Origin of the sequence: Microbacterium sp. NPDC012755 (assembly GCF_042901325.1) — a bacterium.
Classification (GTDB): Bacteria; Actinomycetota; Actinomycetes; order Actinomycetales; family Microbacteriaceae; genus Microbacterium; species Microbacterium natoriense.
The window spans coordinates 327,473-350,190 of sequence record NZ_JBIBCT010000001.1; the positions used below are offsets into that span (position 1 = coordinate 327,473).

The 22,718-nt window shown below is 71.3% G+C and carries 22 protein-coding genes; 10 read left to right on the forward strand and 12 right to left on the reverse strand.

Annotated elements, in window-relative coordinates; translation table 11 throughout:
* Nucleotides 1–662: 662 nt before the first annotated feature.
* From ACFY5A_RS01715 to ACFY5A_RS01725, 3 genes are read right to left on the reverse strand one after another with little or no spacing between them, the layout of a single operon-like run.
* Nucleotides 663–1,307 carry a dihydrofolate reductase family protein gene (locus ACFY5A_RS01715; protein WP_341941364.1) on the reverse strand — a complete coding sequence of 215 codons (645 nt, stop codon included), beginning with the start codon at nt 1,305–1,307 and terminating at the stop codon, nt 663–665.
* 22 nt (nt 1,308–1,329) lie between these two features.
* On the reverse strand, nt 1,330–1,620 hold the full coding sequence (locus ACFY5A_RS01720; protein WP_387231416.1) for a DUF4287 domain-containing protein: 291 nt from the start codon (nt 1,618–1,620) through the stop codon (nt 1,330–1,332).
* 15 nt (nt 1,621–1,635) lie between these two features.
* Entirely contained in the window at nt 1,636–1,998 is a 363-nt protein-coding gene (locus tag ACFY5A_RS01725; RefSeq protein ID WP_105672812.1) for a cupin domain-containing protein, read from the reverse strand.
* A gap of 45 nt (nt 1,999–2,043) precedes the next feature.
* On the opposite strand from ACFY5A_RS01725, the gene ACFY5A_RS01730 reads away from it, so the two are divergent.
* Nucleotides 2,044–3,069 (forward strand): DUF5937 family protein, encoded by a 1,026-nt coding sequence (locus ACFY5A_RS01730; protein WP_387231418.1) that lies wholly within the window; start codon nt 2,044–2,046, stop codon nt 3,067–3,069.
* A gap of 15 nt (nt 3,070–3,084) precedes the next feature.
* Here ACFY5A_RS01730 and ACFY5A_RS01735 read toward each other — a convergent pair whose 3' ends face one another.
* Nucleotides 3,085–3,543: an Lrp/AsnC family transcriptional regulator gene (locus ACFY5A_RS01735; RefSeq protein WP_105672814.1), complete on the reverse strand. Its 459-nt coding sequence runs from the start codon at nt 3,541–3,543 to the stop codon at nt 3,085–3,087.
* Nucleotides 3,544–3,615: 72 nt separating this feature from the next.
* On the opposite strand from ACFY5A_RS01735, the gene ACFY5A_RS01740 reads away from it, so the two are divergent.
* Nucleotides 3,616–5,055, forward strand: coding sequence for a DUF6421 family protein (locus tag ACFY5A_RS01740; protein WP_387231421.1), 1,440 nt, complete (start codon nt 3,616–3,618; stop codon nt 5,053–5,055).
* 167 nt (nt 5,056–5,222) lie between these two features.
* Nucleotides 5,223–5,864, forward strand: coding sequence for an SDR family NAD(P)-dependent oxidoreductase (locus ACFY5A_RS01745; RefSeq protein WP_387231423.1), 642 nt, complete (start codon nt 5,223–5,225; stop codon nt 5,862–5,864).
* Between the two features lie 44 nt (nt 5,865–5,908).
* Here the strand turns inward: ACFY5A_RS01745 and ACFY5A_RS01750 are convergent, their stop codons facing one another.
* Entirely contained in the window at nt 5,909–6,520 is a 612-nt protein-coding gene (locus tag ACFY5A_RS01750; protein ID WP_387231425.1) for a GNAT family N-acetyltransferase, read from the reverse strand.
* Nucleotides 6,517–8,034, reverse strand: coding sequence for an MFS transporter (locus tag ACFY5A_RS01755; RefSeq protein WP_387231427.1), 1,518 nt, complete (start codon nt 8,032–8,034; stop codon nt 6,517–6,519). Before ACFY5A_RS01755 ends, ACFY5A_RS01750 begins: the two co-directional genes overlap by 4 nt.
* 72 nt (nt 8,035–8,106) lie before the next feature.
* Between ACFY5A_RS01755 and ACFY5A_RS01760 the strand changes: the two genes are divergently transcribed.
* A complete protein-coding gene (locus tag ACFY5A_RS01760; RefSeq protein ID WP_387231429.1) occupies nt 8,107–9,174 on the forward strand; it encodes a threonine aldolase family protein in 1,068 nt (355 codons plus the stop codon).
* Between the two features lie 177 nt (nt 9,175–9,351).
* Here ACFY5A_RS01760 and ACFY5A_RS01765 read toward each other — a convergent pair whose 3' ends face one another.
* Nucleotides 9,352–9,954 (reverse strand): NUDIX hydrolase family protein, encoded by a 603-nt coding sequence (locus ACFY5A_RS01765; RefSeq protein ID WP_105672819.1) that lies wholly within the window; start codon nt 9,952–9,954, stop codon nt 9,352–9,354.
* A gap of 29 nt (nt 9,955–9,983) precedes the next feature.
* On the opposite strand from ACFY5A_RS01765, the gene ACFY5A_RS01770 reads away from it, so the two are divergent.
* Entirely contained in the window at nt 9,984–10,628 is a 645-nt protein-coding gene (locus ACFY5A_RS01770) for an alpha/beta hydrolase (RefSeq protein WP_387231431.1), read from the forward strand.
* 7 nt (nt 10,629–10,635) lie between these two features.
* Here the strand turns inward: ACFY5A_RS01770 and ACFY5A_RS01775 are convergent, their stop codons facing one another.
* Nucleotides 10,636–11,001, reverse strand: coding sequence for a hypothetical protein (locus ACFY5A_RS01775; protein WP_387231433.1), 366 nt, complete (start codon nt 10,999–11,001; stop codon nt 10,636–10,638).
* 287 nt (nt 11,002–11,288) lie between these two features.
* Here ACFY5A_RS01775 and ACFY5A_RS01780 point away from each other — a divergent pair, with 287 nt between their 5' ends.
* The gene (locus tag ACFY5A_RS01780; protein WP_387231435.1) at nt 11,289–12,974 is read left to right on the forward strand and encodes an ABC-F family ATP-binding cassette domain-containing protein; all 1,686 of its coding nucleotides are present in this window, start codon (nt 11,289–11,291) and stop codon (nt 12,972–12,974) included.
* Between the two features lie 182 nt (nt 12,975–13,156).
* Here the strand turns inward: ACFY5A_RS01780 and ACFY5A_RS01785 are convergent, their stop codons facing one another.
* The 4 genes from ACFY5A_RS01785 to ACFY5A_RS01800 form a co-directional block, all read right to left on the reverse strand.
* Nucleotides 13,157–13,816 (reverse strand): response regulator transcription factor, encoded by a 660-nt coding sequence (locus tag ACFY5A_RS01785; protein ID WP_223585922.1) that lies wholly within the window; start codon nt 13,814–13,816, stop codon nt 13,157–13,159.
* Nucleotides 13,813–15,084 carry a sensor histidine kinase gene (locus ACFY5A_RS01790; protein ID WP_341941354.1) on the reverse strand — a complete coding sequence of 424 codons (1,272 nt, stop codon included), beginning with the start codon at nt 15,082–15,084 and terminating at the stop codon, nt 13,813–13,815. The genes ACFY5A_RS01785 and ACFY5A_RS01790 overlap by 4 nt, the downstream gene beginning before the upstream one ends.
* 25 nt (nt 15,085–15,109) lie before the next feature.
* Nucleotides 15,110–15,859 (reverse strand): DUF998 domain-containing protein, encoded by a 750-nt coding sequence (locus ACFY5A_RS01795; RefSeq protein ID WP_387231438.1) that lies wholly within the window; start codon nt 15,857–15,859, stop codon nt 15,110–15,112.
* Between the two features lie 100 nt (nt 15,860–15,959).
* Nucleotides 15,960–17,255, reverse strand: coding sequence for a PA2928 family protein (locus ACFY5A_RS01800; protein ID WP_387231440.1), 1,296 nt, complete (start codon nt 17,253–17,255; stop codon nt 15,960–15,962).
* A gap of 81 nt (nt 17,256–17,336) precedes the next feature.
* Between ACFY5A_RS01800 and ACFY5A_RS01805 the strand changes: the two genes are divergently transcribed.
* The 4 genes from ACFY5A_RS01805 to ACFY5A_RS01820 are packed head-to-tail and all read left to right on the forward strand — an operon-like array spanning nt 17,337 to nt 22,712.
* The gene (locus ACFY5A_RS01805) at nt 17,337–18,668 is read left to right on the forward strand and encodes a hypothetical protein (protein WP_387231441.1); all 1,332 of its coding nucleotides are present in this window, start codon (nt 17,337–17,339) and stop codon (nt 18,666–18,668) included.
* Nucleotides 18,665–19,753: a hypothetical protein gene (locus ACFY5A_RS01810; RefSeq protein ID WP_387231443.1), complete on the forward strand. Its 1,089-nt coding sequence runs from the start codon at nt 18,665–18,667 to the stop codon at nt 19,751–19,753. The genes ACFY5A_RS01805 and ACFY5A_RS01810 overlap by 4 nt, the downstream gene beginning before the upstream one ends.
* Nucleotides 19,750–21,381, forward strand: coding sequence for a hypothetical protein (locus tag ACFY5A_RS01815; RefSeq protein WP_387231445.1), 1,632 nt, complete (start codon nt 19,750–19,752; stop codon nt 21,379–21,381). Before ACFY5A_RS01810 ends, ACFY5A_RS01815 begins: the two co-directional genes overlap by 4 nt.
* A complete protein-coding gene (locus tag ACFY5A_RS01820; protein WP_387231447.1) occupies nt 21,378–22,712 on the forward strand; it encodes a CHAT domain-containing protein in 1,335 nt (444 codons plus the stop codon). The genes ACFY5A_RS01815 and ACFY5A_RS01820 overlap by 4 nt, the downstream gene beginning before the upstream one ends.
* The last annotated feature ends 6 nt before the right edge of the window (nt 22,713–22,718 follow it).

The window sequence follows — 22,718 nt, forward strand, 5'->3', positions numbered from 1 at the left end:
GACGCGAAGCCCTCACCCCGGCGAGGAGCCGGCGCCACCTCGGGAGGAGAACCCCCACGGGAGGAGAACTCACGTTCGGGAGGAGAACTCACGTTCGGGTGGAGAACTCCCCACGGGAGGACAACGCACGTTCGGGAGGAGAACTCCCCACCGGGGGAGACTCCCCACGGGAGGACAACGCACGTTCGGGAGGAGAACTCCCCACCGGGGGAGACTCCCCACGGGAGGAGAACTCACGTTCGGGAGGAGAATCCGGGCGGAATCCTCCTCCCGAACGTGATATCTCCTCCCGAACGCGAGCACACGCGCCCACGCCCGTGCCCACGCCCACGCCCGCGCCCGCGCAGACGCGACGCGACCACGCGACCACGCGACCACGCGCACAGAGACCACGTGCCTGCCCGCGCAGACCCGACGCGACGCGACGCGAACTCACGTTCGAGGGGGGGAGACTCCCCACGGGAGGACAACTCACGTTCGGGAGGAGGATCCGCGCGGAATCCTCCTCCCGAACGTGATATCTCCTCCCGAACGAGAGCACACGCGACCCCGCCCGCGCCCACGCGACCCCGCCCGCACCCGCGCCCGCACAGACGCGACGCGACGCGAGCCCGCGACGGCGCGACCTCGCCCGCGCGATCGCACGGAGGAGGATCGGATGCTCAGCGACGGGTGAAGGTGACGTGCGTGACGCCGCTCTCCGCGACCTCGCTGCGGACGGCGTAGTCGTTCTCGATGCCGCGCAGACCGTCCCAGATGCGCTCTCCACTGCCGATCACGAGGGGCGCGACGGCCACGTGCAGCCGGTCGATGAGCCCCGCCCGCAGGAACTGCCGCACCACGTCTGCGCCGCCGCCGATGCGGACGTCGCCGTCGCCCGCGGCCTCGGTCGCGCGCGCCAGCGCCTCCTGCGGGGTCGCCTCGATGAAGTGGAAGACCGTGCCGTTCGCGAACTCGATCGAGGCGCGCGGGGTGTGGGTGAGCACGAACACGGGCACGTGGAACGGCGGTTCGTCTCCCCACCATCCGCGCCAGTCGGGGTCGTCGCCGTGCTGGTGCAGGCCGAACATGCCGGCGCCCATGATCTCGGCGCCGACCTCTTCGAAGTACGCGGCGGCGTAGTCCTCGTCGAGTCCTGTCGTGCCCTCCCCGGAGGTGTCGCCGAGCACGCGGGCGCGGAAGGTGCGGGTGGCGGTGTAGGCGGCGACGAGCCGACCCCAGTCCTCGCCGAAGGGGTTCTCCGGCGTCTGGTCTGTGGTGGTCGCGAAACCGTCGAGGGAGATGTTCAGATCGGCGCGAACGGCCATGTCGGTGCTCCTTGTAGAGGGGTCAGAGTGCGGGCTTGCTGTCCTTGCCGTCGAGCCACAGCGTGTCCGACGCATCGCCGTGGGCCCCGCCCTTGCCGACGTGCTTGTCGCTGATCTGCGGTCCCTTGGTGATGATGTGCACGAGGGCCATCGCGTGCCCCTGGCCGAGCTGATACTCCTCCTTCAGCCAGGCGACGATCGGGGTGGCCTTGGTCTCGGGGCCGAATCCCTTCTCCGTGGCCAGTTCGATGAACTGCCGGGGGGTGAGGCCGGTCTTGGTCTCGATGTTGTCGAGGTATGCCTGGAACGACATGTGCTCTCCTGTGTGTCAGTCCTCGTCGAGGAACGTCTGGATGATGGTGGCCGAGGCGTGGATGCCGATGATGCGCAGCACTCCTTCGCCGACGTTGGTGAAGCGGTGCGGGACGAACGCGGGCCCGGTGGCCGTGTCTCCCGCCACCGCCAGCAGCGTCTCGTCGCCGACGGTGATCTGCGCGGTGCCCTCGAGCACCACCCAGGTCTCAGGGTAGGGGTGCCAGTGCAGCCCTGGCCCCTGTCCTGGCTGATTCTCCACGTAAAAGTACGAGACGGCCGCGCCGTGCTCGCCGCCCTCGAAGCGACGGCTGCGACCTGTGCCGATGCGGATGTCCGCCGCGGCGACGATTCCTGCGGACGTCGGTGCGCTGTTCATGGGTCCAGTCTCGACACCCCCACCGACACGGCCTAGAGTTTCGATGTGGATCGAAACTCCGCTCCGATCGAAGGCGTCGAGCATCCGGATCACCGGGTAGAGTTCCACCTGAGCCCCGGCGACATCCAGGCCGTGCGCTTCGGGATCTCCCCCGGGCACGAGCTGGCCCACGCCGTGCGCGTGCTGCTGCGCCCGGCGCAGCATCCGCTGCAGTGGGGATGGCTCCGAGCGGTGCGCGAGCGCCTCCCCCGCCGGAGCTTCGAATTGCTCGCCGTCGTCATCGGCGAGGACGGCTACCTCCCCGACTTCCTCACGACGGCCGCGGCGTGGGATCTGACGCCCGACGCCGAGCGGGAGGCGCTGCGGCAGACGCCCCTCGACGGCATGCGCGTGGACTTCGGCAAGATGGTCGACCGGTCGACAGGGGCGCGTCAGCGAGCGCTCAGAGACATGCAGGAGCGTCCAGCGCGGGCGCGGGCGATGATCGCCGACGCCTGGCCGGAGGTGTGGGATGCCGTGCTCGCGCCGGTGTGGCCTCAGCTGGAGCGGCTGCTGCGCGCCGACATCGCGGTGCGGTCGCGGACCATCGCATCGTCGGGCATCGCCGCCATGGCCGAGGATCTGCACCCGCGGGTGAGCTGGGGAGAGGGGGCCGTGCGCGTGCAGCTGCGACGGCACAGCGAGCACGTCGACTGCCGCGGAGGCGGACTCGTGCTCGTGCCATCGGTGATGTCGTCGTGGGGCTGCATGGTGCTCACCGAACCGCCGGCCCAGCCGACCCTCTACTACCCCGCGCGCGGCGTCACCGCGGGCTGGGCGCGCGACGCGGCCGAGGTGGCCGACGCGCTCGGCGCCCTGCTGGGTCCTGCGCGCGCCGACATCCTGCTGCACGCGGGAGTCGCGCGCACCACCTCTGAGGTGGCGAGGGATGCCGGCATCGCGGTGTCGACGGCATCCCATCACCTCACCGTGCTCCGTGGCGCAGGACTCATCGGCAGCGAGCGCGAGGGCAACCGGATGCTGCACCTGCGGACGCCCCTCGGGGAGGCGATGATCGGCGCGGCGATCTGATCCGCGGCGATCAGGTCAGTCCGCGGAGCCGACGGGGATGATCGGCCGGTGCTCGTAGTAGGTCTGCAGCACGACCGTGGTGCGCGTGCTCACGTTCGCGGCGAGGCGGATGTCGCGGACCAGTCCTTCCAGTGCCCGGGGAGAGGCCACTCGCACGAACAGCATGTAGCTCGCGTCTCCGGCGATCGAGTGGCAGGCCTCGATCGCGTCGAGGTGCTCCAGCAGCTCGGGGGCGTTGTCGGGCTGCGCGGGGTCGAGCGGGGTGATCTCGATGAAGGCCGAGAGCGGCGTGCCCGCCTGCTCCGGGTCGAGGATCGCGCGGTAGCCGGTGATGACGCCACGCGTCTCGAGGCGCTTCAGGCGCGACTGCACGGCCGACACCGAGAGGCCCACGGCATCCGACAGCTGGGAGAGCGTGGCGCGGCCGTCTCGAGAGACCTCGGCGAGGATCGCGCGGTCGACAGAGTCATCCATGGATGTAAGATTATCGTCAGGATTCCGTATATGCCGGAATCTTTCCGCCACATTCTCCGATCGGAGGTCCCGATGTCCATCATTTCCGCCACCAGCTCCGCTGCACAGGCCATCGTCGGCGAACCCGAGGTCGTCGAGGACGCCGCGATCGCCGAGCAGAGCGCCGCCTGGGCGCAGCTCAAGGACGCCGCGATCGCCATCCGCGAGCTCCAGATCAAGGACGGCTCCATTCCGGATGCCGCGCACCACGGCGTCGCACGCGAACTCGTCGCCGCGATCACCTCCGGCATCCGCGCCCTGGCTCCCGCCTTCCCGCACGACGCCGACTACCTCGCCGCCTCGATCGTCGACTTCGACCGCTGGGCCTCCGAGGACTTCGGCGTGCCGGACTTCCTCGACTCGCTCGTGGCCTTCCAGCCGCAGCAGCACCGCGTCGACGGCATCCGCCACCTCGTGATCTTCCCGATGTACACGCAGAACGGGTCGAGCGATCGCCTTGTCGAGGCGCTCATCGTCGAGACGATCTGGCCGGAGTTCATCGCGGCGCTCGAAGCCGGCGACTACGGCAACAAGCTGTTCGTCTCGCTGCGTCTCGTCGACTTCACGCCCGGCTACGACACGAACTCGGCGGTGCTGTTCCCCGAGACCGTCGCGATGCGCGAGATCCCCTCCTTCACGTGGGGTGCGATCTTCCAGGACCGCGAAGCCGCCCGCTACCGCCGGGTCACCCGCGCCGCCTCCGAGATCACCAACCTCGACCTGCCGGAGCGCGCTGCGGCGATGCTCGACGACCAGGCGCTGACCGAGCGCGCGTTCGTGATGTGGGACATCATCCACGACCGCACGCACATGCGCGGCGACCTTCCGTTCGATCCGTTCATGATCAAGCAGCGGATGCCGTTCTTCCTCTACTCGCTGGAGGAGATGCGGTGCGACATGACCGCGTTCCGCGAGTCGGTGAAGATCGAGCGCGCCCTCGCGGCCCGCATCGCCGCCGGCGAGGAGTTGACCGAGGCCGAGCGGGAGATGCACGATCACGCCGGGCTCGTGCAGTACGCCGTGATCTTCGACCGGATCTTCCGCTTCGCGATCACCGGCAACCGCACCCGCAACTACGACGCGGTCGGCGGCCAGCTGCTGTTCGCGTGGCTGCACCAGCGGGGCGTGCTGCACTGGACCGACACCGCTCTCGCGTTCGACTGGGACAACGTCCCCGACGCCGTCGTGGCGCTGGGCGATGCGATCGACGACCTGTACTGGCACTCGATCGACCGCCCGAAGGTCGCGCACTGGCTGGCCGCGTACGAACTCGTCCGGGGCACACTCACGCCGCACCCGGCGTCGCAGTGGGCCCGTGGGCTCTCCGACGAGATCCTCGCCGGCGCCCCCAAGGGCTACACGGACGCCGTGATGGACGACGAGTTCCCGCTGTCGATGTTCTTCGAGACTCTCGACAAGAAGATGAAGCCGGTCATCGAGTCGACCGTCGGCATCCGCGGCACCGACGACTGATCACACGCGCCCTTCTCGGACGCCCTCCCGTTTCTCGGAGACCCTCCCGTTTCTCGGAGACCCTCCCGCTTTCGGAGGATCTCCCGTTTATCGGATGATTCGGGGAGGATCGTCCGAGAAGGGCGCGTTCGTCCGAGAATCGGATGCCACAGGAAGGGGAACCCGTCATGAGCGTCAGCGGTCGCACCATCGTCCTCGCCGGAGCCACCAGCGATGCGGGGCTCGTCGTCGCGCGCGCACTCCTGACGGCGGGAGCTCGGGTCGTCGCCACCGGGCGCTCGGCGTCGCGGTTGGCGCCGCTCGCCGATGCCGGCGCCGAGGTCGAGGTCGCCGATGCGACCTCCGTGGAGGAGATGACCTCGCTGGTCGCACGCCTCGACGTCGTCGACGGGGTGCTCCCGCTGGTCGGCGGATGGCGCGGCGGCGGCGGGCTCGCAGGACAGTCCGACGAGGACTTCGACGCCCTTCTCCCCGCCCTGCTCGCGGTACGGGCCACGAGCCGCGCCTTCGATGCCGCGCTGCGCACCTCGGATGCCGGACGCTTCGCCGTCGTCTCGTCGACGGCCGTCGCCAGGCCGCTCGCCGGAGGGGCGAACTACGCGGCCGTGAAGGCGGCGAGTGAAGCGTGGGCGCGGGCGGTCGGGCAGGGCTTCGCGAAGGCGGCTCGCGACGCCGAAGAGCCGCTGCGTGCGGCATCCGTCGTGTTCCGCGCCAAGGCGCTCGACCCTGCCGCTCTCGCAACCGCCGTCCTCGCACTGTGGGATGCGGATGCCGCAGAGCTCAACGACCGCGTGATCGACATCGCCTGACGGCGGCTGCGGACGCGGGCGCTCGGCGGGTGGAATCCGGCCGCTCAGAGATCGAGCCGCATCACGACGCGTCGGGTCGTCGGGTGGCTGACCTCGGTGAATCCGGCCGCGGCGAATGGGCCGACCGCGCCGACGTTCATCTCGCCCCACGAGACCGTGGAGCCTCCTGTGAGCAGGGGGTATCCCTCGATCGCCGTGGCGCCCTGCGCGCGGGCGTGGTCGACCGCCGCGACCACCATGGGGTACGTGAGACCCCGGCGGCGGAAGCCCGGTCGCACGATGAGGCACGCGATCGCCCAGACGCCGTCGTCGTTCTTGTCCTCGTCGCGGCCCTTCCACGGCACCGACGATCCACGGAGTCGCCCGTAGACGCTGCGCCGATCGACCGCGCACCAGCCGACCGCCTCGTCGCCGAGGTAGGCGACGAGGCCGATCGTCTCCGTCGCACGCGGATCCCCGCAGTGCGTCTCGCTCCTCAGCAGATCGCGCCGCTCCTCCACGGGCATGTTCCACCAGTCGCCGTCACCGAGGCGTTGCCGTTCGCACTGGCACCGCGCCGCCGACCCCGTGAGGATCGACTGCAGGTCATCCCACCCGGCCTGATTCGCCGGGACGATCCTGATCTCCCCCGGCTCCGCGGCGTGCTGCGGGCTCACCGATCGCGCCCCTCGTCGGCCGCCTCCCTGCCGTCCGCCCCTGCTCGTCCACCGCGAGCTGATACCGGATCGATCAGTACAGGCCCGGACGAACGGGGAACCCCGCCCGATTCGGCACGCTCCGTCACGTCCGCAGCTGCCGACGAAGCGCCGTCGTCGGCATCCGCCGCACTGTCACCCTCTCCGCCGGGGATCTCCTGCGCCGGCGCGTTGGCGTACAGCTCGGTCAGCTGCCGGTAGGACTTCGTGAGGAAGGCCAGACCGCCCACGACGACCATGATGAGCCCAGCGAAGAGGCAGATCAGGGCGATGCCGCGGGCCTCGCCCTGCCCGAGCAGCCAGCCCCACTGCGCGTCGCCGGCCGGGGTCTTCATGTACGGGATGATCAGGAACTCGGCGATCGGCGCGATGAGGAAGGCCGTGATCGGGGCGGCGGCCGCCTCCATCGCCGCCGCGACGCCGAACACCCGCCCCTGCCGCTCGAACGGCACGACCTTCTGGATCACGGTCTGCTCCGCGGCCTCGGCCGGCGGCACCATAGCCATGTAGACCCACATGCCCACGACGTACAGCGGCCACCACTCCCGCAGCATGAACACGGCCCCGAGCAGACCCATCGCGATGACGATGAGCAGGAGGGTGCGCATCGGTTTCGGGCCGAGTCCGAACTTCGCGACGAGACCTCCGCCGACCAGGAAGCCCGTCGAGGCGAACGCCAGCGCGAAGCCCCACGTCTGCGCGTCGAACAGGGTGAGTCCGTAGGGGTCCATGAGCGCCATGTAGACGCCGCCGATGAGGTTGTTGAACGTCGAGAAGATGATCAGCGCGAACAGGCCGGGTGCGAGCCTGATCGCCTGCACGCTGCCGCGGAAGTCGAGCGCGCTCGATGCGTTCGGGTCGGGCTCCGGTGTGCCCTCGGGGATGCGGATGAACATCAGGTGCACGAAGGTCAGCGCCATCGCGGCGATCGCGATCACCAGGGTCCAGCCCATGCCGAGGAAGCCGATAGAGAGCCCGGAGAAGACGCTGGTGACGAGGAAGGCCAGGCCCTGCACGGTGCCGACGAGGCCGTTCGCGTTGGCGCGCTTGTCTTCGTCGACCAGCAGGGTGACGGTCGTCGACAGGGCGATGTTGCGGAGCTGCTCGATGACCCCGCCGAAGAGGATCACCAGCGAGAACGCCCAGAACCACGGACCGCCGAGGTCGAGCAGCGCCGCTTCTCCCTGCCAGACGTAGAGGATGCCGGCGACCAGGAAGGCCGCGGCCGAGACGACGCTCGACAGCAGCATCACGGTGTGCTTGCGGTGACGATCGACGATCGTGCCGAAGATCATCGCGAAGAAGGCGATGAAGAGCATGTAGGCGCCGCCGATGATGCCGGTGGCGAGCACGGACTGCGTCTCGATGTACACCCAGAACGTCAGCGCGAACCAGAGGAAGCTCGTCGTCACGTTGGCGATCAGCGTGTTGACGAGGACGTTCGCGAAGGCCGTCTTCGCCGCGGTTCTCTGCATGCTAAGAGGGTAGGCGGGGGTACGGACATCCGGTAGGCCTGTCGCGCTCCGCCGCGCAAATAGACTGGGTCGGTGAGCATTCAGCATGACCCCGCGATCCGGGGATTCGCCAGCGACAACTACTCCGGCATCCACCCCGATGTCCTCGCCGCCATCGCCGCGGCCAACGGCGGCCACCAGGTGGCCTACGGCGAAGACGCCTACACGGCGCGCCTGCAGGAGGTCTTCCGGTCGCACTTCGGCGAAGGCGTGCAGGCGTTCCCGGTGTTCAACGGCACCGGCGCCAACGTCACCGGCCTGCAGTCGATGCTGCCGCGCTGGGGCGCCGTGATCGCGGCATCCACCGCCCACATCAACGTCGACGAGGGCGGGGCCCCCGAGAAGATCGGCGGCTTCAAGCTGCTCACCGTCCCGACCGACGACGGCAAGCTCACCCCCGAGCTCGTGGACCGCGAGGCCTGGGGCTGGGGCGACGAGCATCGCGCGCAGCCGCTCGTGGTCTCGATCACGCAGTCGACCGAGCTCGGCACGCTCTACACGGCCGAGGAGATCAAGGCCCTCGCCGATCACGCGCATGAGCGCGGCATGAAGCTGCACGTCGACGGCGCGCGCATCTCGAACGCGGCCGCGGCGCTCGACCTGCCGCTGCGGGCCTTCACGCGCGACGTCGGCGTCGACGTGCTCAGCTTCGGCGGCACGAAGAACGGCGCGATGCTGGGCGAGGCGATCGTGGTGCTGAGCCCCGAGGCGTCCGACGGTCTGAGCTACTCCCGCAAGTTCAACATGCAGCTCTCCTCGAAGATGCGCTTCGTCTCGGCTCAGCTGATCGCATTGCTCGAGGGCGACCTGTGGCTACGCAACGCGCAGCACGCGAACGCCATGGCCCAGCGCCTCCGCGGAGCGATCGACGCCGGCATCGCCGACGGCTCGATCACGGGTGTCTCGTTCACGCAGCCGACCCAGTCGAACGGCGTCTTCGCGACGCTGCCCGACGGCGTCGCCGACGCACTGCGCGAGTCGTTCCGCTTCTACGACTGGGACGCCGCACGCAACGAGGTCCGCTGGATGTGCGGCTTCGACACGCACGAAGACGACGTCGACGCCTTCGTCGCGGAGCTCGCGCGCCTGACGCAGGCCTGACGCACCGCCACCCGCTCACTCGCCGCGGCGCATCCTGCCGCCGAGCGCACACGAATTCGCCGACTGCACGGCTTGTTCACGCCTACTTCCCGTGCACTCGGCGACTTCCCGTGCACTCGACGCTCGACGCCCTCAACGGACTCGACGCACTCGACGGAGCCGGAGCGCGGGCGCGCGCTACCGGAGCAGGCCGAGGTTCGCGAGGGCCTGCCGGATGAGCGTGCCACGGCCGCCCTCCATCTCGGCGGCGACGGCGTCTGAGCCCGCCTCCTCGGGAGTGAACCAGGTCACCTCCAGCGCGTCCTGACGGGGCTCGCAGGTGCCGGTCACCGGCACCACGAACGCGAGCGACACCGCGTGCTGACGGTCGTCGTGATAGGCGCTCACGCCCGGGATCGGGAAGTACTCGGCCACCGTGAACGGCAGCGGCTGCGGCGGCAGCAGCGGGAAGGCCATCGGCCCGAGGTCGTTCTCGACGTGCCGGAACAGCGCGTCGCGGATCGTCTCACCGAAGCGCACCCGGCCCGACACGATCGTGCGGGTCATCTCACCCAGAGGCGTGGATCGCAGCAGGATGCCGATCTCGGTCACCACCCCCGAGCCGTCGGTTCGCACGGGGATCGCCTCCACGTAGAGCATCGGCATGCGACGACGAGCCTCTTCGAGCTCGACGTCGGTCAGCCAGCCGGGATTCGCCCCCGACGCCGGCGCGGCGCCGTCGAAGGAGCCGAGCCCCGAGTCTTCGGGTTCCGGATCGGGATCAGGTGTGCGAACCGCCATGTGTCCTTTCTACCAGGCAGGATAGGAGCGTGACCGAGAACCTGACGATCGACGACGCCGCGACCCGGTGGTCCGCCGCCGACCGGGAGGGGATGCCGCTGCTGGTGCTGCTCCACGGCTACGGCGCCGACGAGCACGACCTGTTCGGTCTGGTGCCGTATCTGCCCGAGGGCATCGCCGTGGCATCCGTCGCCGCTCCCCTGACCCCGCCGTGGCCGATGCCCGGCCGGTCCTGGTACCCGATCGACGGCCTCGACGGACGCGATGCCTCCCACGTCACAGCTGCGGCGGAGGCGTTCCTCCGCTGGCTCGACGCCGCGGCATCCGATGCTCCGAAGGTCGCGCTGCTCGGGTTCTCGCAGGGCGCGGCGGTCTCTCTGCAGGCCATGCGGCTCGCGCCGGAGCGCTTCGGCGCCGTCGTGGCGTTGAGCGGATACGCGACCCCCGGGGACGTCGCAGGCGACGAGGAGCTCGCCGAGCTGCGCCCGCCGGTGTTCTGGGGGCGCGGGACGCACGACGACGTCATCCCGGCGCATCTCGTCGCGCACACCGCCGAGTGGCTGCCCGGCCACTCCGACCTCTCCGGCCGCGTCTACACGGGACTCACCCACAGCATCTCCGAGGAGGAGCTCGGCGACGTGCGTCACTTCATCGCGAAGTGGCTCGACGGCTGACCGCCGACTAGGAGCGCGGGCCCGGTCGATCCGCGTCAGGCTCGCCGTCGGCCACGGCACCAGCGCCGGCTCCACTCTCGGCGCCGGCCCCACTCCCCGCTCCGGCCCCGCTCTCGGGGTCATCCTCGGCATCCGTGTCGGAGGACTCACGCGCCGCCTGCGCCGCCTCCCACTCCTGCTTCCGGAGTTTCGATCCGGCGCTGATGAAGCACATCATGACGAGGGTTCCGATCCCGACGCCGATCCCCATGCCGAGCGCCAGGTTCTGGAAACCCGTGCCGAGAGAGACGCCGACGCCGATGCCGATCGCGAGTCCGGCCCCCATGCCGACGCGCTGCATCATCTCGCCGGGACTCATGCTCTCGTCTGCCATGCCTCCACGCTACGAGTCCGGAGGCTCCGCGGCATCCCCCGCGCGGCGGACATCCCGGCGCGACACGCCCGGGTTGCGCGCACCGCGGAGGCGGGGGTATCGTCGTGGAGTCCTGTCCGCCGTGTCTGGAAGTCCTTTGATCTGATCCGTCGCCTCCGCGCTCTTCTTTCCGCGCGCTGACCCGACGACGGCTGATCCACGGCCCATCTCCCTCCTTGCGAGGTCGTCTTCCGACGACTCCCCGAGGGCTCGGTGTCAGTGCACCCTCGCACTCGACAGGAGACACCATGTCAACCCCCACCCTTCATGCATCGGTCACCCTCGACCGCCTCACCTTCACCTGGCCCGACGGGCAGACGGCGCTCGACGCCGTGTCCGGCGCCTTCGGATCGGCCCGCACCGGACTGGTCGGACGCAACGGCGCCGGCAAGTCCACGCTGCTGCGCCTGATGGCCGGAGAGCTGGCGCCCACCTCGGGTGTCGTCTCAGCCTCCGGCGAGGTCGCCTACCTCCCTCAGCAGCTGACCCTCGACGTCGACCGGCGCGTCGCCGAACTGCTCGGCGTGGCCGAGGCGCTCGACGCCGTCCGCGCGATCGGCGCCGGCGACGTCGACCCGGCGCACTTCGACGCGGTCGGCGACGACTGGGACATCGAGGCCAGGGCGGAGGCGTCCCTCGCCGAGGCCGGCCTCTCGCCCGACTTCCTCGACCGCCGCGTCGGAGAGCTGTCGGGCGGCGAGGCCGTGCTGGTCGCGATCGCCGGCATCCGCCTGCGGCGAGCGCCGATCACGCTCCTCGACGAGCCCACGAACAACCTCGACCGCGACGCCCGCGCGAAGCTGGCGGCGATGGTGAGGTCGTGGAAGGGCACGCTCATCGTGGTCAGCCACGACATCTCGCTGCTGGAGCTGATGGACGACACCGCCGAGCTGTACGCGCAGACGCTGAGCGTGTTCGGCGGACCGTACTCCGCGTGGCGCGCCTGGCTGGACGCCGAGCAGGATGCCGCGAAGCAGGCCGAGGTCACCGCCAAGCAGGTGCTCCGCAAGGAGAAGCGTCAGCGGATCGAGGCCGAGTCCAAGCTCGCGACGCGCGCGAAGATGGCGAACAAGGCCGAGGTCGAGAAGCGCGTGCCGAAGATCGTCGCGCACGGCCGGAAGATGGCCGCGGAGGTCTCGGCGGGAAAGCTGCGCACCGAGGTCGGAGCGAAGGAGGATGCCGCGCGCGCCTCCCTCGACGAGGCGGGGCGCCGCGTGCGTTCGGACTCGTCGATGAAGATCGAGCTGCCCGACCCCGAGGTCTCGCGGGCGCGCCGGATCGCCGAGATCGGCGACGGCGAGCGCTCGTGGATCCTGCAGGGTCCGGAGCGCGTCGCGCTGATCGGGCGCAACGGAGCGGGCAAGACCACGCTGCTGGAGCGGCTGGTGGCGAGCGCCGCCGATGTTCATAACTCCTCAAAAACTGATCAGTCGGAGACAGAATCGGCGAACTCGGACGATTCCGGCGAAATCTTGAGGAGTTGTGAACGCCCGGAGCTCGAGGCCACGGCCCGCACCGACCGGATCGGCTACCTGCCGCAGCGCGTGGACGGACTCGACGAGACCCGATCGGTCTTCGAGAACATCGCGGATGCCGCACCCCAGGTGCCCGAGAAGGAGCTGCGCAACCGGCTCGCACGGTTCCTCATCCGCGGAGCCACAGCGGAGCGCCCTGTCGCCGCGCTGTCGGGAGGCGAGCGCTTCCGCGTGGCGCTGGCCGCGCTGCTGCTCACCGACCCCGCACCTCAACTCGTGGTGCTGGACGAGCCGACGAACAACCTCGACCTCGACACGGTCGACCAGCTCGTCGAGGCGCTGCGCGCGTACCGCGGCGCCGTGCTCATCGTCAGCCACGACGACGCGTTCCTCGCCCGGCTCGATCTCGATCTCACGCTCGAGATCGATGCGGAGGGGATGCTGCGCGAGGTCGGCTGACCCGAGCGACGCGGCCGGTCCGGGGGCATCGCCTCCCTGGCCGGCCGCGCCGTCGAACCAGCCCGATACTCCGCCACGCCTACCCGGTCACGCCGCCGCACCAGCCGGGACCTCAGTCGCACCAACCCGCTCACGCCGCCGCACCAGACCCGCCGCGTCGTCAGACCAGACCCGCCGCGTCGTCAGACCAGACCGGCCTCATAGGCCATGATCACGGCCTGCACGCGGTCGCGGAGGTCGAGCTTCTGCAGGACCCTGCCGACGTGCGTCTTGACCGTCGACTCCGTGACGAACAGCCGCTCGCCGATCTCCGCGTTGTTGAGCCCCTTCGCGATGGCGAGGAACACCTCCCGCTCGCGCTCCGTGAGAGCGCCGACGCGCTGATCGATGTCGCCGGCCTGCCGCGGCAGCCGTGTCGCGAACAGGTCCAGCATCGCTCTCGTCACGCGGGGGGAGACGAGGGCATCGCCGGCGGCGATCGAGCGGATCGCCGCGGTCAGCGTCGCCGGTGGCGTGTTCTTCAGCAGGAATCCGCTGGCCCCCGCGCGCAGACTGCCGAACGCGTACTCGTCGAGGTCGAAGGTCGTGAGCACGAGGACCCTGGTCGACGGCGCGCTCCTGACGATGCGCCTGGTCGCCTCGATGCCGTCCATCTCCGGCATCCTGATGTCCATGAGGACCACATCGGGGGCGAGCTGCTCCGCCTGATGCACCGCGTCCGTCCCCGACACGGCCTCGCCGACGACATCCAGATCGTCCTCGGCGTCGAGGACCATCCTCATGCCGCGCCTGATCAGCTCGTGGTCGTCGACGATCAGCACCCGTATCCGTTCGCCGCTCATCGCTGCGCCTCCTGTTCCGGCATCTCCACGTGCACGCGCCATCCTCCGCCCTCGATCGGACCGGCATCCGCCGTTCCCCCGTACAGGCGGACCCGCTCTCGGATGCCGACGAGCCCGCGCCCGGAGCCGACCGACTCCGCCGGGGGACCCGCCCGCCCGTCGTCCATGACGTCGACGACGACCGCACCCTCCCTGAAGTCGAGGGTCACAGAGACCGTACGGGGCTCGGCGGCATAGCGGAGGACGTTCGTGAGCGCCTCCTGGACGATCCGGAACACCGCGTTCTGGAGCGCAGGGGATGCCGGCGGCTCGCCGTGCGTGCGCGTCACGACGGGCAGTCCGGCGGTGCGGAAGGTCTCGATCAGCGCGGCGAGGTCGCCGACGCCAGGGTTGGGCTGCAGCGGCGACCGCTCCTCGCCGTCGGTGCCCTCATCGCCCAGCGCGCCGAGCAGCTGTCGCATCTCGAGGAGGGACTGCCGCCCCACCGCGCCGATCTCCTGCACGGCGCTCCGCGCGCGGGTCGGGTCCTTCTCCGCCAGCGCGGCGGCGCCGTCGGCGAGCGAGACCATGACCGACACGCTGTGGGCCACGACGTCGTGGATCTCCCTCGTGATCCTCGCGCGCTCGGCCAGGGTCGCCAGCCGCGCCTGCTGATCCCGCTCCCGCGCCAGCTGGTTGGCACGGTCGAGGATCGCCCCGATGTAGCGGCGCCGGTCGCCCACCGTCACCCCGAGCAGCGCGGAGACGAGCAGCACGACGAGGAGCAGCAGCCCGGTCGGCGCCGAGGAGAGCGGGCTCTCCTGACGCCCCCGGAGCGCGGCATCGATCGCGGGGAAGAGGATGCAGCCGGCGATCGCCGCGATGCCGAAGCCGATCCATCCGCTGCGGTTGGACCGGTAGACGAACACCGCGTACAGGGCGATGGCGATGCCGAACGGCTCGGCGGGCGCATCCACGACGAGGCACAGGGCCGCGACCGCTCCGAAGACCGCGAACGTGACCCACGGGCGGCGTCTCCGCACGAAGAGGGATGCCGTCGCCACGATGCCGCCGACCAGGGGCACGAGGATCGGGCCGAGCGGCGACCACACTCCAGAGGAGAGCGGGGTGACGGTCGCCCAGAGCGTGGCGAAGAGGAGGTAGACGCCGGCGAGCACGGCATCGACGAGGAGCGGGTGTCCGCTCCAGAACCGGCGGACGGCGCCGGGCGGCCGTGGCAGCTCGTCCTCGCGGACCGGCGCCTGCGGGGAGACGGGAGACTCGGCCATGGGACGACTCTACGCACCGCGCCCCTCACGCGGATGCCGCGAACGCCTCGGCGCGCGCCGTCCCGAGATGTGCTCCGCCGTGGGCGCCTTTCCCCTCCCGACTCGCGGAGGCCGAGCGGAGGCTCCGCTGCGTGTGCGCCGTCGAGACCCCGAGGATCATGAGCCACCCCATCCCGACCGTGGTCGCGACGAGCTCCAGCATGCTGCCGATGTCGGTGCGGTACTGCAGGAGGGAGAGGATCCCACCCGCCGCAGCGATGAGAGCGGTGGCGATCCCCGAGCCCAGCGAGAGCGCACGCAGCACCGGTCGGCCCTGCACGAAAGACGCCTGGAGCATCGCCACCGCAGCCAGGGCGAAGGCGAGCACCGCGACGCTGGTGTGGATCAGATCCTGCCAGGTGAACGTGGGCCCGACGGGCAGCGGGCATCCCGAGGTGCAGGGCACCTGAGAGGCCACGAGGAACAGCGACGAGGATAGTGCGACGGAGAGCGACGGCGTGCCGATGCTCAGGATCGGAACAGCCGCGCGGAGGCCGCGGGCCGCCCACGCGACGGAGAATCCTCCCGCGACGAGCAGCAGCAGCGCCATCTCGAACCACCCCGCCGTCGGCTCGCCGTCGGCCCCCAGACCGCTCACGTACAGCGTGCGGTCGGTGCTCAGTCGCGCGATCCAGATGATCGTCAGGGCGATGCCGACCAGGACGCTTCCCGCGAGTGCGGCGACGACTCTGAGGGGGACTCCTGGTGCGGTGGGGCGGTGGGGATTCGTGGGCATGAATCGACCGTAGATTTCGGGGTCGACCCGTCGCGTCGCCCCGGAGTGCCCCTTCGTGGGCGGTGTCGTACCTGGGTACGACACCGTCCACGAAGCCGCGTCATCCGAACGAGATCACCCACCACGGCACCGACCCGACCTCGATGCGGCGCAGGGATCCGTCGGCGTCGAGCACGCGGAGGGTGTCGGGCTGCCAGGCGTCCGGATCAGCCGCGATGACCGCCGTCGTCCCCGACGGACCGGCGATCGCCCTCATCGCGTCGGCCCCCATCTCGACCGTGTCGACGAGCTCCCCTGTGGCGACGGACACGCTGCTCAGCAGCATCCGCTCGGCGTTGACCGATTCGCGGTGCTGCACGAGCACGTATCCCGAGGCGAACCCCGCGGGCGATGAGAGCGCGCCGCCCGCTGATGCCTGCGCGCTCGCGGCCTCGAGCAGAGCCTCGATGTCGTCCTGGTCGATGTCGCTGAAGTCGCCCTCCAGGAACTGCCCGGTCGGGAGCATGACCCCGAGTCGGGTCTGCGCCCCGGTGAGCGGGATGATCTCGGCGTCGACGAGTTCCGTGCGGCGGATGAGTGCACCGTCCGGCGACGTGATCACCAGGGCGTCCCGACTCACGGCCTCGGCCACCGTCTCGATCCCCACGGTCGTGCCGTCCGTCGCCGTCGCCGTGTCGACGAGCCTGGTGAGGGCGGCGGTGTCCAGGAAGGCCGAGGCGCTGAGCGTGCCCTGCCAGCGCCTCGCGACGGATGCCTCCGCCGGGGATGCCGCGAGGGCGCCGACGGGGATCTGCACGACCGCGCCGGTTCCGGTGAGCGCCACGACCGCGTTCGTCTCGACGTCGTAGCCGTACGCGGACGCCGAGAACACCGCATCCGCCCCGATGCCGTCGATGCCGTGCCCCTCGGCGCGGATCGCACCGGTCGTGGCATCCAGGATCGCGAGTCCCTCATCGGTGGCGACGTAGACGAGCGACGAGTCGCCGGCGAGCGCCGCGGCCTCGCTGCCGAGTTCCTCGTTCAGGCGCCGGTCCCAGAGCGTCGCGCCGTCGGACAGCCGGATCACCGCCGCGCGGGTCTGGAACATCGGCTCGCCGATACCGGGACGGGAGTCGTCGGCGTAGACGACGAGCGCCACGTCCTGCTCGTCGATGCTGATCGCCGCGGCACCGGGGAGGATCTCCACGTCGCGCGACGACGGGCTGAACAGCGCCGTCGCGATGAAGATCAGCCCGCCGATGAGCACGGGCGCGAGGAGGAAGCCGAGGAAGCGGAGCCGGAGGCGGCGGCGCACCCGCTTCGGATCGTGGGACCTCGGCGGCGGCACCGCCGAGGAACCCAGCGGGACGACCGTGCTGCCGTTGAGCACATACCCTCGCGACTCGTTCGTGTTCATGCCGTCAGGATGCCCGTCGCCCTCGGTCTCCCGATCACGGGTTTCGACGCGCCGTCGTGTCGGCTCTATAGGCTGGCGGTCATGAGCGCGCCCCTGAAGCTCTCCCCCTCGGCCCCCGCTGCGGAGTCCGCAGAGGGACGGCGCCCGCGCGCGCTCGTGATCGCCGAGGCGTGGCGGGAGCTCGGTCCGGGTGTCGCTGCGCTGAGCAACGGCTCGGGTCGTCCGCTCGCCCGCACGCTGAAGCTGATCCTCGATCCGCTGGTGATCCGCCCGGTGCAGAATCCCGGACTCGCCGGGGGGACTCTGACGTCGGATGCCGCGGCCGAGCTGCACGACCGCATCCGGGCCGCCGGCGGCGATCTGACCGCTGCGGCAGCCTGGTTCCTGGAGCTGAAGGCCGCTCGGCGACGACTGCGGATCACCGACGGCAACCCGCAGGAGAAGTACTTCCAGCGCTGCTTCGAGCTGGCCCGCACCTCGGGGCCGCCGGCGGCCGATGCGGATGCCGTCGCCGCAGAGGTCGTGACGGAGATCGCCGAGGCCTCGGGCGACTCGCTGCTCGCTCAGGTGCGGGAGCTGCTCAGAGACGAGACGGCCGCGACGCGTCTCGGCCAGGAGCTCGGCGACGCATGGGCACGGCGCCCCGGCTCCGGGCCCGCGCCAGCGGCGGCGTCCGCGTCCACGGAGACGGTCACCGCGGCCCTCGACGCCTGCCCGACCGGGGACGGGTCGGGCCCCCTCTCCCTTCTCGTGGACGGCTCCGCGGGTTCCGCAGCGGGAGCTCGGCTCGCCGACGACGGAGCCGCGCAGCAGCTCGGGCTGACCCGGCATCCGCTCCCTCCCGCACCCCGGCTCGGTGAGACGGCGTCGAAGCGCGACCTGCCGCTGCCCTTCGACCGCTCGATCTTCGAGCGCCTCTTCGCCGCGCTCTCGGGCGGCGCGCGCGTGGATCTCGGCATCGACGCGGAGGAGCTGATCGCCGCGGAGATCGTCCGCTCGACGAGCGCCTGGCAGCTCGGGGAGGAGGACAGCAGGGTCGCCATGCTGCTCGGCGCCGAGGCGAGCACCGCCCTCGACGCGGGACGCGCTGCGCAGCCGACCGCGGCCCACCGTCTGCTCGCGGCGCGCTGGCACCGCGAGGCCTACGTGCGCCGGGCGCTGCGGCTTCCCGAGGGGACGAGCGGAGTGCCGGCATCCGTCGTCGACGACATCCGCACCGTGCGGCGCGGATACCTGCGGCGGCTGTGGGTGCGTCTGCACGGCAGGGAGCTGCGCGAGCAGCCCCTCGATCCGCGGGACGTGTGGGATCTCCTCGACGGCGTGCTGCGCTCGGTCGTGATGGATCAGCGCCAGCGGTTGAAGACGATGATGGTCCGCGGCGCGGACGAGCGGGAAGCGACGGAGGCGGCATGACCCTGCGGATCAGGGTGCAGGGCGATCTCGCGCACCTCGCCTCGGTCGACGGAGCGTTCGATCGGGTGCCCTGTCTCACCGCGGTGGTCGAGGTCAGGGGCGGGCTGCTGCACGGGGACCCGACCGGGCCTGCCGCGCTTCCGGATGCCGACATCGACGACGTCGACGCGGCGAGCGCCTGGCTCGCAGACGTGTACGGGCCGGAGACAGCGGATGCCGTCATCCGCGGCGTCCACGGTGCGACCCGCATCGAACCGGGCGATCAGACGGTCATCGACGCCGTGCTCCGTCTCGCTCGCCTCACCTGGACGAGGGCGTGGTGGCCGGCCGGAGCTCGGGTGCCCGCCGTCGACCCGGTGCTGCTCGCCGCCGAGATCGCGCTCGCCGCGCACGCCGTGGAGCACCTCCTCGACGACGACCTGGCGACCGAGAGGGCCCTCGCCGACGCCGCCGGCATCGCATCCGCCCTGGCCGCGCTCCCTCCGGCGCTCGCCGCGGAGGGAGAACGGCTCCTCTCCGCGCTGACGGCGCTGTCCGAGGACTACGGCGTGGCCCTCGATCCGGCAGAGACCGCTGCGGCGGACGCCGCGCAGGTCCGTCAGGAGTGGGCGCTCGCCGCGGGTGGAGCGCGGGATGCGTCCGACGGCATCGAGGTCGCCTCCGGTTCGGCGGCGGTGCGGTGGGGCGACGTACCGGCGCAGACGGTCGACGCGGAGGCCGAGGCGCGGTGGACGCTGCGGCAGAGCGCCGGTGTCGCGACGCTGCGGGTGGAGGTGCCCGCCGTCGACGCCCCGTCCTCCGGGCGCACGCTGGCCGCGCGCTTCGGACCGGCGGAGCTCGGCGTCGACGTCGCCCTCCGCCGCGACGGGGCGCTCTTCCGCGGAGAGGCGGAGGTTCCGGCATTCGCGCTCTTCCTCCCCGCAGGCGAACGGCTGCTCTGGGTGCGGGACCCTCTGCTGAGTCCCGCTGATGCCGATGCGCCCGACTCGGCGGCGGACCGCGAACGGGTGCTCTCCGTCGCGGCCGCGCGGATACTCTCCCCCGACGCCTCCCTCGCCGAACGGGCCGCGGGGTCGAGCCGATGATCTCCCCCGAGGAGCGCCCGCCGAGCGCCGTGCTCGGCCGCATCCCGGCGACTCCTCGGTGGAAGCCGGGACGCGACAGGAACAACGAGGCGGCGATGATGCTGCACGAGGGGCGCGTGGACGAGGCCGCGGTCGCGCTGCGCGAGGTGGTGGCCCTCACCCGCGTGGCCGATGTCGACGGTGAGGGCCTGGACATGCGCGCCAGGGCGCTGCTGAACCTCGCGGCCGCGCACGAGTTCCGCGGCGACCTGGCCGAGGCGCTGCGCACGGCCGACGAGGGCCTGGCCGCGGCATCCGACGCGCTCGGCCTGATCGGAGACGAACGCGCGACGCGCACCGTGCTGATCAACGGCTTGCTGTCGAGGGCGCAGACCCTCACGCAGCTGGACCGTCTCGACGACGCCCTCTCCGGCATCGCGGAGGCCGAGGCCCAGCTGGACGCGGATGACCTCGATCAGCGCGAGCTCCTCGCGTTCTCCGTGCACAACGCGCGCACCGTGGTGCTGATCACCACCGGCCGGCTGCAGGAGGCGCAGGACGAGGCGCAGCGCGCCCTGTCCGTCGCTCTGGGCGTCGGCCCCGAGCTCTCCGGACACGCGTACGCGAACCTCGGCGTGATCGCTCAGCGCACCGGCGACGACACCGCCGCACGGGAGTATCTGCAGCTCGCGCATCAGGCCCAGGAGCTCTCCGGCGACGCGACGAGCCGCCAGCATGCCGTCGAGAACCTCGCCCGCGTGGCGATGCAGGAGGGACGGCTCCGTGAGGCGGAGGAGGGCTTCCGTCAGGCCGCCGAGCTCGCCAGACGGATCGGCCTCACGACACGGCTGGCTGCCAGCAGGACGGGACTCGCCGCTGTGCTGCTGCAGTCGGGGCGGACGGGGGCGGCCGCCAAGGCGCTGCGCGTGCTGCTCGATGAGCTCGACCAGGATGCCGCCGTGCACGAGCGGCTGGAGGCCTACTCGTTCCTCGGCGACGCGGAGTCGGCACGCAATCGGTATCCGGCGGCCGACGACGCCTACCGCGCCGCACGGGAGCTCGCGCGATCACCCCACGATCGCGGCAGGATCGACCTGCGACGCGCCGAGATGCACGCCGAGTGGGCGGCGATGTCGATCACCCCGCGCTCTCGCCTCGCCCGGCTGGAGAAGGCGCGCGACCTCGCGATCCCCGTCCTTCTGCTCACCGAGGCGCTGCGCGACGGGTTCGCACCCGGTGGCACCAGGGAGCGCTGGAGCCTGCAGGTCGCCGCACCCGCACGCGAGCTGGCGTTTCGCCTGGCCCGCACGCTCGGCGACTCCGCGCTGCTGTTCGAGCTCGTCGAGAACGCGGCCGCGTCCGTGACGCTGCAGGCGGATGCCGCGGTCAAGATCACCGCGCCCGTCCCCTTCGAGCGGCCGCGGGCCTCCGCCGTCGAGTGGGAGCGCGACGAGCGGGAACGCGACGAGCTCCCTGCGGCCGCCGCGGGCCTGCTCGGCGGAGAGGGCACGGCATCCTTCCGCTTCGCGCCGCCGCCGCGGGTCATCGCCGTACCCGGCGCCGCGCCGGTGCTCGACGCGTGGATCCGGAAGGCGGAGGCCGAGTACGGCGTCCCGCTGCGCTCGGAGGCTGTGGTGCCGGCGTGGTGAGCAACTGGAGACAGCTCCCCGACCTCGGCGCCCCACTGCCCCTCGCCCGCACCGAGGGCGCCGCCGTGCTCCTCGATCTGCCAGACGGCGAGCGGCCGACGGCCCGTCTGCGCTTCGTCGACGGCGACGATCTGTTCGTGAGCTGGGTGTGGGAGCACCAGCGCAGCTCGCCCCGGATGACCCTCATAGCCCGGGATCTCGTCGCGCCGGTGCTCGACCGCCTCGCGAGGGCCCTGCCCTCGCCCCTGCCGGGAGAGAGCGGGGTCGATGCGCTGACCAGGGCACTCGCCCACGGCGACCTCCTGGACCCGGAGCGCGAGCAGGAGCTCGCCGGGATGCTCACCGCCGCGCTGATCCCGCAGTGGCTGGGCGCCGAGCTCGACGCCCTCGAAGAGGCCGGGCTGCGCCCCCACCTGCGGATCCAGCTGTCTCCCTCCACCGCGCAGCTGCCGTGGGAGCTGCTGAGCACCTCCGGTCGCGAACGCGGCGTCGACATGGCCGATGCGTCCGTCCTGCTGCCCGCCACTCTGCGCAACGATCCGTCCAGGTCGGTGTCACCCTGGTCGCCCTCCTCCTCCGTCGCGGCGGTGCTGGATCCGGTGGTCCCCGGGTTCTCCGACACGAGCGAGCTGGGGAGCGTGCTCGGCCCGGTCTCGCCCGACTCCCCGCTGGCGCTGGCCATCGACGCGCTCGGACGGCGACGGATGCCGCAGGGAGACGCGTTCCGCCGTGCGGACATCGACCGAACCGCGTTGGCGAATGCCCTCGACGGGGCAGGACGGCTCCTCTACGTCGGGCACGTCACCTCATCGACGCACGCGCTCGACGCCCGCCTCCACCTGTCCGACGGCGCAGACGCCCCCGGTGACACCCCGCCGATCGGGGCGCATCGGCCCTACTCCGCCGCCGAGATCGCCCTGGGCGGCGGAGTAGGGCTCCCGCCGTTGACCGCGCCGAACCGCGTGGCACTCATCGCGTGCGACTCCGGCACCGACCTGCGCTTCGCCGAGCCGACCGGTCTCGTGGCCGCGTTCTTGCACCGCGGCGCGGAGTACGTGACCGCGACCCGGTGGACCCTGCCCACCGAGGCGGGTCTGCGCCGTCTCGTCCCCGCGCTCGGCGACCGTGCGGAGGGGATGCTGACCGACGCGGTCATCGCCGTGAACGCCGCGCACGAGTCGCACGACCCGGTCGGCGCCCTGGGTGCCTGGCAGCGGGAGCAGCGCCGACTGTGGACCTCCACCGGGGATCCTCGTCACTCCCCGATCATGTGGGGCGCCTTCGCGACCGCTTGGGCCCCGGAGCCGGTGCAGGCGCCGTCGCGAGTCTGACGGATC

Bases quoted from the DNA above. Each gene is read 5' to 3' on its own strand.
- ACFY5A_RS01715 (WP_341941364.1), bottom strand. From the start codon at position 1,307: ATGGCCGTTCGCGCCGATCTGAACATCTCCCTCGACGGTTTCGCGACC.
- ACFY5A_RS01720 (WP_387231416.1), bottom strand. From the start codon at position 1,620: ATGTCGTTCCAGGCATACCTCGACAACATCGAGACCAAGACCGGCCTC.
- ACFY5A_RS01725 (WP_105672812.1), bottom strand. From the start codon at position 1,998: ATGAACAGCGCACCGACGTCCGCAGGAATCGTCGCCGCGGCGGACATC.
- ACFY5A_RS01735 (WP_105672814.1), bottom strand. From the start codon at position 3,543: ATGGATGACTCTGTCGACCGCGCGATCCTCGCCGAGGTCTCTCGAGAC.
- ACFY5A_RS01740 (WP_387231421.1), top strand. From the start codon at position 3,616: ATGTCCATCATTTCCGCCACCAGCTCCGCTGCACAGGCCATCGTCGGC.
- ACFY5A_RS01745 (WP_387231423.1), top strand. From the start codon at position 5,223: ATGAGCGTCAGCGGTCGCACCATCGTCCTCGCCGGAGCCACCAGCGAT.
- ACFY5A_RS01755 (WP_387231427.1), bottom strand. From the start codon at position 8,034: ATGCAGAGAACCGCGGCGAAGACGGCCTTCGCGAACGTCCTCGTCAAC.
- ACFY5A_RS01765 (WP_105672819.1), bottom strand. From the start codon at position 9,954: ATGGCGGTTCGCACACCTGATCCCGATCCGGAACCCGAAGACTCGGGG.
- ACFY5A_RS01775 (WP_387231433.1), bottom strand. From the start codon at position 11,001: ATGGCAGACGAGAGCATGAGTCCCGGCGAGATGATGCAGCGCGTCGGC.
- ACFY5A_RS01780 (WP_387231435.1), top strand. From the start codon at position 11,289: ATGTCAACCCCCACCCTTCATGCATCGGTCACCCTCGACCGCCTCACC.
- ACFY5A_RS01785 (WP_223585922.1), bottom strand. From the start codon at position 13,816: ATGAGCGGCGAACGGATACGGGTGCTGATCGTCGACGACCACGAGCTG.
- ACFY5A_RS01790 (WP_341941354.1), bottom strand. From the start codon at position 15,084: ATGGCCGAGTCTCCCGTCTCCCCGCAGGCGCCGGTCCGCGAGGACGAG.
- ACFY5A_RS01795 (WP_387231438.1), bottom strand. From the start codon at position 15,859: ATGCCCACGAATCCCCACCGCCCCACCGCACCAGGAGTCCCCCTCAGA.
- ACFY5A_RS01800 (WP_387231440.1), bottom strand. From the start codon at position 17,255: ATGAACACGAACGAGTCGCGAGGGTATGTGCTCAACGGCAGCACGGTC.
- ACFY5A_RS01805 (WP_387231441.1), top strand. From the start codon at position 17,337: ATGAGCGCGCCCCTGAAGCTCTCCCCCTCGGCCCCCGCTGCGGAGTCC.
- ACFY5A_RS01810 (WP_387231443.1), top strand. From the start codon at position 18,665: ATGACCCTGCGGATCAGGGTGCAGGGCGATCTCGCGCACCTCGCCTCG.
- ACFY5A_RS01815 (WP_387231445.1), top strand. From the start codon at position 19,750: ATGATCTCCCCCGAGGAGCGCCCGCCGAGCGCCGTGCTCGGCCGCATC.